Origin of the sequence: Streptomyces spiramenti (assembly GCF_012034385.1) — a bacterium.
GTDB classification, from domain to species: domain Bacteria; phylum Actinomycetota; class Actinomycetes; order Streptomycetales; family Streptomycetaceae; genus Streptomyces; species Streptomyces spiramenti.
Genome location: NZ_JAAVJB010000177.1, coordinates 1 through 11,415 on the forward strand (window position 1 = coordinate 1; position 11,415 = coordinate 11,415).

The window sequence follows — 11,415 nt, forward strand, 5'->3', positions numbered from 1 at the left end:
GTCGTCGCCCTGCCGGCGGGCGTGGCACCTCCCCACGGCCTCCCGCTCCACCTCTGGGTGCTGACCCGGCCGGACGCCGAAGCCGCGCCCGCGCCCCTGGTGCTCCTCGTCGACGCCGTCGCCGACCACGCCGCCGACGACCGCGGCGGCCTCGACTGGCCGGCGCTGCGCGCCGCCGTCACCGACGCCTGGCGGGCCTTCGCCGAGCCGGACCGGTTCACCGAGGTGCCGGGGCTGCGCAGGGTGGTCCCCGCCATCGACCTGATGGACGACGAGACCGACCTCACCCCCGCCCGCCACCTGCGCCCCGCCGTCCCGGGCGGACAGGCGCTCACCCGTCTCGAACGCGAGCTCCGCGACACCCTGGGCCGGTCGACCCGGCTGCTCCCGCCGCTCGGCGAGGACCCCGCGCCGCCGCCCACCACCCCGCGAACCCCCCAGCAGGGCAACCCCGGCGCCGCGCACTGGGCGACCGTCACCATCGCCGAGCTGGCACGGGCCGGCGCCGTCGAACTGCACACCGCGCACGGGCAGGGCGCCCAACTGCCCGCCGCCCTGCCCGGTGACGTCGTCGTCCCGCTGCTCTCGGGGGAGGCCGCGGGGCCGCCACGGGTCGTCACCACCGCGGGCAGTCGGCCGCGCGTCGAGGGGAGAGCGGCGCTGCTGCGCCCCGACCCCCAGGCGCTGGACCCGTGGTTCCTCGCCGGGTTCCTCCGCGGCAGCGGCAACACCCGCCAGGCCAGCAGCTACGCCTCCCGGGCCACCCGCATCGACATCCGGCGGTTGAAGGTCCCGCGCATCCCGCTGGAGGAGCAGCGCCGCTACGGCGAGCGGTTCCGCGCCCTCGCCGCCTTCGAGGTCGCGCTGGAGCACGCCGCGACGCTGGGCAGGCAGTTCGTCCAGGGCACCGTGGACGGCCTCGCGGACGGCACTCTTCCGCCGGTGTGAACCGATATCCTGCTCGCTCGTGCCGGAGTTGCGGCGATGTTGTGAGCGTCCGAGGGGGGAAGCCATGAGGCGTTCGCGAGCCCTGGCGATCGGGGTCCGGGTCTTCTTCGCGACGGTCCCGGTGTGGTCGCTCGGCCTGCTCGGCTGGGTGCCGGCGCTGCGGATCGCCATCGTCCGCCGCCGGTCGATCGACCGCGCGCTCGCAGCCGCGGCCGTCGTCCTCACCGTCGCGTACGTCGCCGTGATCGGCTCCACTCCGGAGGAGACCACCGACTGGTCGGTCGCGCAGAACGCGGCGTTCGGCCTGCTGCTGCTCGCGCTGGTGCCCGGTGCCGTGATCCACGCCTGCCTCGCCGACCTGCCGTTGCCGCCACGTCGCGGCGACCTCCACCGTGCCGTGCCCGCCGGGTACGGCTACCCGGCGCCCGGCTATCCGCAGCCCGGGACGGGGTACGGGTCGCCCGGCCCGGGGTACGGACCGCCGGCCGGCTCCTACGCGCCGACGCACTACGGCTACGCCCCCCAGGGCGGGTGGGCGGCACCGGGCGGCCCGCCCGCGTCGGCGCCGGCCGGCCCCGCGCCGCACCATCCGCCCTACGGGAGCCGGCCCCAGGCAGCGCCCGCCCCGACAGCGCCCGTCCCGGCGGCCCACACCCCCGAACCGCACACCCCGGCTCCCCGCACCCCCGTGCCGCACCCCGCCACCGAGGTGAACCCCTCCGCCTCGGACTCCTCCGCCCCGGCCCCCGCCGCGCCACCACGGCCCGCCGACTCCTCCTCCCGGCTCCGTCAGGCCGCCTCGGAGCTCGACGAACTCGGCGAACTGCTGCGGGACCAGGACGACCGCCGGTGACCGGCCGCGTCCTCGACGGCCGCTACCAGCTCGACCACCCGCTCGGTCGCGGCGGCATGGGCGAGGTCTGGCTCGGACGGGACCTGACCCTCGGAGGCCGCAAGGTCGCCGTGAAACTGCTCCACGCCACCCGCCTCGCCTCGCTCGCGGGGACCACCGACCCGGACGAGCTGCGGCGCCGGTTCCTGCGCGAGAGCCGGGCCACCGCCCGCGTCGACCACCCGGGGCTGGTCGCCGTCCACGACGCCGGCAGCGACGCCGACACCATGTACCTGGTGATGCAGCTGGTCGACGGGAGCGACCTCTCCGACCACCTCGCCGAGCACGACCCGTACCCCTGGCCCTGGGCGCTCGCGGTGCTCGCCCAGGTCGCCTCCGCCCTCGTCGCCGTGCACGACGTCGGGGTGGTCCACCGCGACCTCAAGCCCGGCAACATCATGATCCGGCCCGACGGTCGTCTCGTCATCCTCGACCTCGGCATCGCCGCGATCACCGGCGAGATCGAGGAGACCAGACTCACCCGCACCGGCACGCTGGTCGGCACCCCTCTCTACATGGCGCCCGAGCAGGCCATCGGCGGCACGGTCGGCCCGCCCACCGATCTCTACGCGTTGGCGACCCTCGGCTACGAACTGCTGGCCGGCCGCCCGCCCTTCCGCGCCCCCAACGCCGCGGGGGTGCTCTACCTCAAGCAGCACGAGAGCCCCGACCCGCTCGGTGAGCTCCGCCCCGACGTCCCGGCGGGGCTGGTCGCGCTGCTCCACCGCATGCTCGCCCCACGCCCCGAGGACCGCCCCGCCGACGCGCGGGCCCTCCACCGCGCGCTGGCGCCGCTGCTGCCCAAGCCCGCCACGGGTGAGGCCACCGGGCACCCGATGGACCCGACCCGCCCGTACACCCACCCCCTCGCCCCCTGGCCTCCGGTCGGCACCACCGCCCGGCCCGCAGCCGCCCGCCGTGTCCCGTCGGGCGGCGACCCGCGCACGCGAGACGGTGACCCGCGAACCGCGGGCGGCGACCCGCGCGCGGCTGCCGGCGGCTCCGCACCCGGCGCCGCGACGGGGCAGCCCGACGTCGCCGAGCTGGTCGACCGGGCGAAGCGGGAACTCACCGCCGGGCGCTCCGGCCCTGCCGCCGCGCTGCTCCGCCGCGCCCTGCCACCGGCAGTCGCCCGGTACGGGGCGGAGTCGACCGTGGTGCGCACCCTCCGCAAGCAGTACGCCGCGGCGCTGGTGGACGGCGGCGACTACACCACCGCCCTGCCGGAGCTGCGGGTGCTGCTCCACCAGTTCGCCACCGCCGGTTCCGGTCCGGAGGACCCGGTCGTCCGCCAGTTGCGGGCCGACGAGGCGCTGTGCCTGCGGGAGCTGGGGACCGCCTGACCGGCCTCGGCCGCGCGCCGACGCCGCCGCGCCGGACCGGACGACCGGAGGGGCGGCCCGAGCCGCGGTACCGAACCGCCGGCGGGCAGACGCACGGGGGCCGCGACGGGGCGGCGAGCGAGCCGGGAGACCGGCGGCGCGCGGACCGGGACGACCAGCGTGGAAGAGGCGCCGGGAGGCGGCGCACGGCCGTCGCGGGGGCGAGGTGAGTGGCGCGAACGCCGAGGCCGGGCCGCGCACGGCGAGGAGAGTGGCTCCGCCGGCTGGACTCGAACCAGCACTACGAGGATTCAAAGTCCTGCGGGCTACCGATTACCCCACGGCGGACGGCCGAGAAGACACTACCTGAGTCACCGCGTGGTGACCCACTCCCTCTCCCCGAGGTCGTCCTCGACCGCCCCGCCCGCCGCGGCGCGCCGCAACGGGCCGATGTCCGGTTCGCGTGATCCGGTCGGAAAACGCGTGGACGGCGCACCGTAGTCTGGTCGTATGAACGAAGCGGGGGCGGGGGCCCTGGACCGTAAGGGCGGAGCAGTGCTGTGGTGGCCGCGCCGCCGCTCCGTGGTCCTCGACGTCCTCCTCGCGGTGGTTTCCGCGCTGGAGTGCGTGCTGATGGCGCCGTCCTTCGCCGGGACCGTCGGCCTGCCTGTCGCGCCGGTCGCCGTCGTCGCCGCTCTCGGCGGCTCGGTCCTGGTGCTGCGCCGCCGCTGGCCGATCGCGGTCGTCCTGGTGGCCGTCGCGCTGCTCCCCGCCCAGATGGGTCTGCTGCTGGTCGTGGTGGGCCTCTACACCCTCACCGTCACCGACGCGCCGCGCCGCCTCATCGCGCTGCTGACCGCGATGCTCAGCTTCGGTGGCTGCCTCGTGCTGTACCTCGCCGTCCTGGAGGAGCAGTCCCAGGTCGAGCAGCCGCTGCCGGCCTGGTTCGCGCTGTTGATCGTGCTGACCTTCGGCGTGGTGCACGTCGTGGCCCCCGTCCTGGTCGGCATGTACGTGCGTGCCCGCCGCCGCCTGGTGGAGTCGCTGCGCGAACGCGCCGACGGCCTGGAGCGCGAGCTGTCGCTGCTCGCCGAGCGGGCGGAGGAGCGCGCCGAGTGGGCTCGGCGCGAGGAGCGGACCCGCATCGCCCGTGACATGCACGACGTCGTCGCCCACCGGGTCTCGCTGATGGTGGTCCACGCCGCCGCCATCCAGGCCGTCGCCCCGAAGGACCCGGAGAAGGCCGCGCGCAACGCCGCGCTCGTCGGCGACATGGGGCGGCAGGCCCTCACCGAGCTGCGGACCATGCTCGGCGTGCTGCGCACCGACGACCGGCCCGCCGCCGGGCGGCCCGACCCGGCGCAGCGGCTCGCGGAGATCGCCGCGACGGCCCGCACCACGGCCCCCGCGGCCGACGGCGGCGGGAGCGGACCGCAGCTGGAGGAGTTGGGCGACCTGCTGGGGCAGTCCCGGCAGACGGGGATGGCGGTCGAGTTCCACGAGGAGGGGGACCGGTGCGGCTACGCGGCACCGGTGGAGCGGACCGTCTACCGGGTGGTGCAGGAGGCGCTGACCAACGTCCACAAGCACGCCGCCGGCGCGGCGACCCTGGTCCGGCTCGCCCGTCGGGAGGAGGAGGTCGCGGTGCTGGTGCAGAACGAACCGCCGCCCGGCGCGGCCCCCGGCCCCGGCGCCTCGCTGCCGAGCGGCGGCAACGGGCTGGTCGGTATGCGGGAGCGGGTCACCGCTCTGGGCGGTGGCTTCGTCTCCGGCCCGACCGACCGGGGCGGTTTCCGTGTCTCGGCGGTGATCCCGGACCGGGAGGGGCAGGCATGACCCGCGCAGCCTGGCCGGGCCGCACCACCCCCGCCGCCGCGGAGGGCGCTGCGCCGGAGGGCCGCGCCACCGTCCCCACCGCCGGTGAGCACGGCACCGCTTCCGGGGGCCTCGCCTCCGGGAGGCCCGACGCCGCACGGTGCCCGATCACCGGGGCCGGGGGAGACCCGGCGCCGCCGGAGGGCGCCGGCCCGGTGCCCGAGCTGTTCGGCCGCGAGTTCGCCGCCGACCCCTACCCCGCCTACGCCTGGCTGCGCACCAACGCCCCGGTGCACCGGGCACAGCTCCCCAGCGGCGTCGAGGCGTGGCTGGTGACGCGCCACGAGGACGCCCGCCAGGCCCTGGCCGATCAGCGGCTGAGCAAGAACCCCGAGTGGCACAGCCAGGCCGCGCACACCCGCGGCCGGGTCGGCATCCCCGGTGAGCGCAGCGCCAACCTGATGACGCACCTGCTGAACATCGACCCGCCGGATCACACCCGGCTGCGGCGGCTGGTCTCCAAGGCGTTCACACCACGTCGTGTCGCGGCGTTCGCACCGCGGGTGGAGGCGCTCACCGAACGGCTGATCGACGACTTCGCCCCGGCCGGGTCGGCCGACCTCATCGACGCCTTCGCCTTTCCGCTGCCGATCTACGCCATCTGCGACCTGCTGGGGGTGCCCGAGGAGGACCAGGCCGACTTCCACGGCTGGGCCGGGATGATGCTGCACACCTCGGGTCGGCGCGGTGGTGTCGGCCGTGCCGTCAAGCGGATGCGGGAGTACCTGGCGGAGCTGATCCACCGCAAGCGCGGGGCGCTCGGCGACGACCTCATCTCCGGCCTCATCCGCGCCTCCGACCACGGCGAGCACCTGACCGAGGAGGAGGCCGCCGCGATGGCCTTCATCCTGCTGTTCGCGGGGTTCGAGACCACGGTCAACCTGATCGGCAACGGCACCCTCTCGCTGCTGCGTCACCCCGAGCAACTGGACTACTTCCGGGAGCTCGTGGTCGCCGGGGACGAGCGGCGGCTGACGGTCGCCGTGGAGGAACTGCTGCGCTACGACGGGCCGGTGGAACTCGCCACCTGGCGGTTCGCGACGGAGCCGTTCACGCTCGGCGGCAGGAGCATCGGCCGAGGCGACCCCGTCCTGGTGGTGCTCGCTGCCGCCGACCGCGACCCGGCGCGGTTCCGGGACCCCGACCGTCTGGACCTGCGCCGCACCGACAACCAGCACCTCGGCTACGGCCACGGTGTCCACTACTGCCTGGGCGCGCCGCTGGCCCGGCTGGAGGCGCGGACCGCCCTGGTGACGCTGTTCCGGCGGCTGCCGGAGCTGCGGCTGGCCGCCGCGCCGGAGGAGCTGCGGTGGCGGGGTGGGCTGATCATGCGCGGACTGCGGACGCTGCCGGTGGAGTTCGCGCCCGAGAGCCCGTCCGCACACCTCCGGTCGCCCGCCGGCGAGGCGGAGTGACGCGGCCCCGTCGGCCGGGGTCCGCCGCCCGTCGGCCCTCGCGGGGCGACCCCGGCAGGGGTCGGTGGTCGGGACAGGCGGCGAATGGTCCGGTCCGTCCGCCGTGTGGTGGTTCGGTGCGGGGGAGTGACCCATGTCTCAGTTCCGGGCGGCTCCCCGGTGGGCAACGGGCGCTCCGCGCCGTGGCCCATACGAGCGGGTCTCACTCCGGGGAGCGAGTGGTCGCCCTCCGTCATGCCCGCGCGGCGTCTGCCACGCGGGCCGACGTCGCCGGACCGCATCGCTCCGCCGGGGTCGGACTTCGGTAACACCCTTTCCCGCCTGCGGTTTTGAGGTTCCGCCGGTGGCTCTCGATGCGGTCGGCGCTTCGAGTTTTTCGTCAGCCGCGGTGCGGCCGGCGGGGTCGGTGCCCGCCCGCGCACGCCGATGCGGTGACGCCGCGTCAGGGATGTGACCGCAGTGTGACCCGGGCGGGACCGGCTTGTGATGCGCTGTGGCGGCACGTTAGGTTCTGGCCTCAACTTCACCCGCGCAAGCAACCGGCAAGTGCACCGCATGAGGGGTCATCACCATGCTCTCTGGGAACGGACGTCATCGCCGCCCGAAACAGGCTCCGGCATTCCTGGTGACCGCCGGGGTCGCCGGCGCCTCCGCGGCGCTGCCCCTACTGGGAGCGGGTGCCGCGCACGCCGTCGGTGGTGAGACCTGGGACCGTGTCGCCGAGTGCGAGAGCGACGGTGACTGGAACGCCGACAGTGGCAACGGGTACTACGGCGGGCTCCAGCTGCCGCTGAGCACGTGGGCCGAGTTCGGCGGCGAGGAGTTCGCCGACCGGCCCGACCTGGCCAGTCGGAGCCAGCAGATCACCGTCGCGGAACGCATCCTGGAGGACCGCGGTCCTCGCGCCGCCTTCCCCGTCTGCGCCCTCTCCAGCGGTCTGACCGCCGAGCATCGCGCCGACCGCCTCGCCGGGCCCGCCCCCGCGGACGAGGCGGACGACACCGAGGGGGCCGGCCGGGACAGCCTCGGCCGCTTCGAGGACGGCGAGCCGGCCGGTGCCCGCTCCGTCGCGCCGGACACCACCGACGACGAGCGCTCGGACCGCGCGGACCGCAGCGGCACCAAGGAGTCCGTCGAGGAGCGGTCCGACGCCGACACCGGGTCGGGGGACCGCGCGACCGACCGCGCCGAGGACGAGCGCGGCAACGGCGGCAGGCACCGCGGCTCGCCCGACCCGGACGAGACCGAACGCTCCGAGCCGACCGGTGGCGGCCGGCACTCCGCCGAGGACCGTGCCGACGACCAGCCGTCCGCGGGTGGCGGTGCGGCGAAGGGCACAGGCTCCGACGACGGCGCCACCGACCGCACCGAGGACGAGCGCGGCGACGGCGACGGCGATCGGGACGAGGACGCCTCGACCGAGGACGCGACCGGTGCGGGCGACGGCACCGACGGCGAGGGGTACGAGGTCCGTCCGGGCGACTCCCTCTCCGGCATCGCCGGACAGCTCGGCGTGGACGGCGGCTGGGCCGCCCTCTACGAGGCGAACTCGGGCACGGTCGGTGAGAACCCCGACCACATCCTGCCGGGCCAGCTGCTGGCGCTCACCCCCGCCGAGCAGGCCGAACAGGCTGCCGAGGAGGCCGAGGCCGCCGCGGCGGCGGAGAAGACGGAGAAGACGGCCAAGGGCTCCGGGAAGTAACGACCCACCCGCCGGCCGCCGCGAGGCCCGGTGTGCGACCCCCCGGGGGGACGCACACCGGGCCTCCCGCGTCCCCGCGTCCGCGTCCGCATCCCCCATCCCGCATCCCGCATCCCGCGTCCGCGACTCGACGGTCCCGCACCCGCCGCAATGGCCCCGCGCGCCCCCGCCCCTCCTGTACGGGCCCTCCCCCGACCCGTGTCGTTCACCCGGCTGCCGCCGCAGGACGCCGGGCCGGCCCGCCACTGCACCGTTTCGGCGCGGTCATGCGTCCTCCCACTCGCCCGGCGCAGGAGCTGCGGCCATCCGGGGCGATCTCGCCGTGTCGGCGCGCCGCGTGTGGTCGCGGGGTGGTCCCGGGGCCGCTCGCGGAGGGGGTGCGGCAGCCCTCGTGCGGCGGCCGGGAGCGGGTCAACTCCCCGTGTTCGGGGGCGGTTGGAGGGATGCGTGTGGCAGGAGTCACCGCCGGGCGGCACCCGTGGCCGGGAGCTGCCGCGCACCGGCGGTCCGGGCGGCGGTCAGCCGCCCTACGAGGCGTCAGCGGCGGCTGTATTGCTGGCTTTGACGGCAGTTTGACCGATTTGCGGCCTCTGGTGTGACCATCATCTCGGATGACTTCGCGGTTGTATTGCCTGTTTCGGGGTGATCTCACCCCGCTGACCTGCGAAGACGTTTCCCAACTCGCGTCAAGTCGCTCCCGGGGCGTGATCTTCATCGTTCTTGAATCGTGATGCCGGCTGTGCCTACTGTCGCCGGGCTCGCACACCGCGGGTGAACCGGGTCGCTCACGCCTAATCCTGCCGCCGACCCGGGGGTACGGCTCTGCGTAGCACCGCAGGCAGGAGCGGGGGACCCAAGGTAAGTGCCGGCCCGGACCCGTCCGGAACGGCTTGGGGTGAAGACGGTGCGGCGCACGCCGCAGCGGCCGGGCGACTCACTAGCCCGAACCCGACAGCTCACCTCGTAGGCGTCGGTGAGAAGGAACGACATGCTGTTCTCCGGCAAGGGTCGCCACCGCCGTCCCTCCAAGCCCGCCCGTGTGGCCGCCATCGCCGGCGCTGCCGGTGCCGCGGTCGCCCTCCCGCTGATGGGTGCCACCGGCGCCCAGGCCGCCTCCGTCGACACCTGGGACAAGGTCGCCCAGTGCGAGTCCACCGGTAACTGGTCCATCAACACCGGCAACGGCTACTACGGTGGCCTCCAGTTCTCCCAGTCCAGCTGGGAGGCGGCCGGCGGCTCGCAGTACGCCTCGCGCGCCGACCTCGCCAGCAAGGACCAGCAGATCGCCACCGCGGAGAAGCTCCTCTCCATGCAGGGCCCCGGTGCCTGGCCGCACTGCAGCCAGGTCGCCGGACTGACCTCCGGTGGTCCCGCCCCCGAGATCGGCGGCCAGCAGGAGGCCCCGCAGCAGGAGTCCGCCCCGCAGCAGCAGGCTCCGCAGCAGCAGGAGCAGGCCGAGCCGCAGCAGGAGCAGCGCACCGAGGCCCCCGCCTCCCGTTCCACCGAGCGTGCCGAGAAGCCGGCCTCCTCCGGCGAGCAGGGCGACTACACCGTCCTCTCCGGCGACACCCTCCACAAGATCGCCGAGGCCAACGGCACCACCTGGCTGGACCTCTACGAGACCAACAAGTCGGTCGTCGGCGACAACCCCAACCTGATCTTCCCCGGTCAGCAGCTCTCGCTCTGATCCGATGCGCTCTCCGGCCCCGGCCGGGGAGTCGCCGGTGGGCGCACCCGATCCACGGGTGCGCCCACCAGGTTTTCTTCCCCCGTTAAACAAAAAGATGACAACCGCCCTCACCTGCGGTTTCCGTGTCGTTTCCGCTGTCGGTCGCCCGACAAACCGGACCGAACGGTGAGCTGATCGGCGCAGCATGCCCGGTGGGCGGCTAGGCTCACAGGGCTGAGACTGACCCACCCCGAAGGAGAACCGCGTGCCGTCCATCGACGTCGTCGTAGCCCGGGAAATCCTCGATTCACGAGGCAACCCCACCGTCGAGGTCGAGGTCGGCCTCGACGACGGCTCCACCGGCCGTGCAGCCGTCCCGTCCGGCGCCTCCACCGGCGCCTTCGAGGCGCTCGAACTCCGTGACGGCGACCCGAACCGCTACGGCGGCAAGGGCGTCGAGAAGGCCGTCCTCGCCGTCATCGAGCAGATCGGCCCGGAGCTCGTCGGCTACGACGCCACCGAGCAGCGGCTGATCGACCAGGCGATGTTCGACCTGGACGCCACCGCCGACAAGTCCTCGCTGGGCGCCAACGCGATCCTCGGCGTCTCCCTGGCCGTCGCGCACGCCGCGTCGGAGTCCTCGGACCTGCCGCTCTTCCGCTACCTGGGCGGCCCCAACGCGCACCTGCTGCCGGTGCCGCTGATGAACATCCTCAACGGTGGTGCCCACGCCGACTCCAACGTGGACATCCAGGAGTTCATGATCGCGCCGGTCGGCGCGGAGTCCTTCTCCGAGGCGCTGCGCTGGGGCGCGGAGGTCTACCACAAGCTGAAGTCGGTCCTGAAGGAGCGCGGCCTCTCCACCGGCCTCGGCGACGAGGGCGGCTTCGCCCCGAACCTCGACTCCAACCGTGCCGCGCTGGACCTCATCCTGGAGGCCGTCAAGGCCGCCGGCTACACCCCCGGCCAGGACATCGCGCTCGCCCTGGACTGCGCCGCCTCCGAGTTCTACAAGGACGGCGTCTACACCTTCGAGGGCAAGGACCGCACCGCCGAGGAGATGACCGACTACTACGCCGGCCTCGTCGACGACTACCCCCTCGTCTCCATCGAGGACCCGCTGTTCGAGGACGACTGGGCCGGCTGGAGCACCATCACCGCCCGCCTCGGCGACCGGGTCCAGCTCGTCGGCGACGACCTGTTCGTCACCAACTCCGAGCGGCTGCAGCGCGGCATCGACGAGAAGTCCGCCAACGCTCTGCTCGTCAAGGTCAACCAGATCGGCTCGCTCACCGAGACCCTCGACGCCGTCGAGCTCGCCCAGCGCAGCGGCCTGAAGTGCGTCATGTCCCACCGCTCCGGCGAGACCGAGGACGTCACCATCGCCGACCTGGCCGTCGCCACCAACTGCGGTCAGATCAAGACCGGCGCCCCGGCCCGCTCGGACCGCGTCGCCAAGTACAACCAGCTGCTCCGCATCGAGGAGATCCTGGACGACGCCGCCGTCTACGCCGGCCGTTCCGCGTTCCCCCGCTTCCAGGGCTGACCGCACCTCCCGCGGCGCCGCGCCGGGCCCGTGCCCGCCGGCGCCG

The 11,415-nt window shown here is 74.6% G+C and carries 8 protein-coding genes, 1 tRNA gene and 1 riboswitch; of the genes, 8 read left to right on the forward strand and 1 reads right to left on the reverse strand.

The genetic code is table 11. The features are described from left to right. From HCJ92_RS18170 to HCJ92_RS18180, 3 genes are all read left to right on the forward strand, one after another. Window positions 1-948: restriction endonuclease subunit S domain-containing protein (locus HCJ92_RS18170; protein WP_476718362.1), on the forward strand; the 948-nt coding region annotated here is incomplete at its 5' end. Between the two features lie 64 nt (window positions 949-1,012). Continuing rightward, window positions 1,013-1,801 carry a hypothetical protein gene (locus tag HCJ92_RS18175; RefSeq protein ID WP_167934677.1) on the forward strand — a complete coding sequence of 263 codons (789 nt, stop codon included), beginning with the start codon at window positions 1,013-1,015 and terminating at the stop codon, window positions 1,799-1,801. Next, complete coding sequence (locus HCJ92_RS18180) at window positions 1,798-3,183, forward strand: protein kinase domain-containing protein (protein WP_167934678.1); 1,386 nt, start codon at window positions 1,798-1,800, stop codon at window positions 3,181-3,183. The genes HCJ92_RS18175 and HCJ92_RS18180 overlap by 4 nt, the downstream gene beginning before the upstream one ends. 251 nt (window positions 3,184-3,434) lie before the next feature. On the opposite strand, the gene HCJ92_RS18185 is transcribed toward HCJ92_RS18180, so the two are convergent. Further along, window positions 3,435-3,510: transfer RNA gene (locus HCJ92_RS18185), tRNA-Gln, on the reverse strand. 162 nt (window positions 3,511-3,672) lie between these two features. On the opposite strand from HCJ92_RS18185, the gene HCJ92_RS18190 reads away from it, so the two are divergent. From HCJ92_RS18190 to eno, 5 genes are all read left to right on the forward strand, one after another. Further along, window positions 3,673-4,998: a sensor histidine kinase gene (locus tag HCJ92_RS18190; protein ID WP_167934679.1), complete on the forward strand. Its 1,326-nt coding sequence runs from the start codon at window positions 3,673-3,675 to the stop codon at window positions 4,996-4,998. Continuing rightward, a complete protein-coding gene (locus HCJ92_RS18195; RefSeq protein ID WP_167934680.1) occupies window positions 4,995-6,452 on the forward strand; it encodes a cytochrome P450 family protein in 1,458 nt (485 codons plus the stop codon). The genes HCJ92_RS18190 and HCJ92_RS18195 overlap by 4 nt, the downstream gene beginning before the upstream one ends. A 571-nt stretch (window positions 6,453-7,023) precedes the next feature. Next, window positions 7,024-8,154: a transglycosylase family protein gene (locus HCJ92_RS18200; protein WP_167934681.1), complete on the forward strand. Its 1,131-nt coding sequence runs from the start codon at window positions 7,024-7,026 to the stop codon at window positions 8,152-8,154. Between the two features lie 820 nt (window positions 8,155-8,974). Continuing rightward, window positions 8,975-9,139, forward strand: a riboswitch (cyclic di-AMP (ydaO/yuaA leader). 3 nt (window positions 9,140-9,142) lie between these two features. Continuing rightward, on the forward strand, window positions 9,143-9,841 hold the full coding sequence (locus HCJ92_RS18205; RefSeq protein ID WP_167934682.1) for a LysM peptidoglycan-binding domain-containing protein: 699 nt from the start codon (window positions 9,143-9,145) through the stop codon (window positions 9,839-9,841). A 247-nt stretch (window positions 9,842-10,088) separates the two neighbouring features. Continuing rightward, window positions 10,089-11,369, forward strand: a complete 1,281-nt coding sequence (gene eno, locus HCJ92_RS18210) for a phosphopyruvate hydratase (RefSeq protein ID WP_167934683.1) — start codon at window positions 10,089-10,091, stop codon at window positions 11,367-11,369. The last annotated feature ends 46 nt before the right edge of the window (window positions 11,370-11,415 follow it).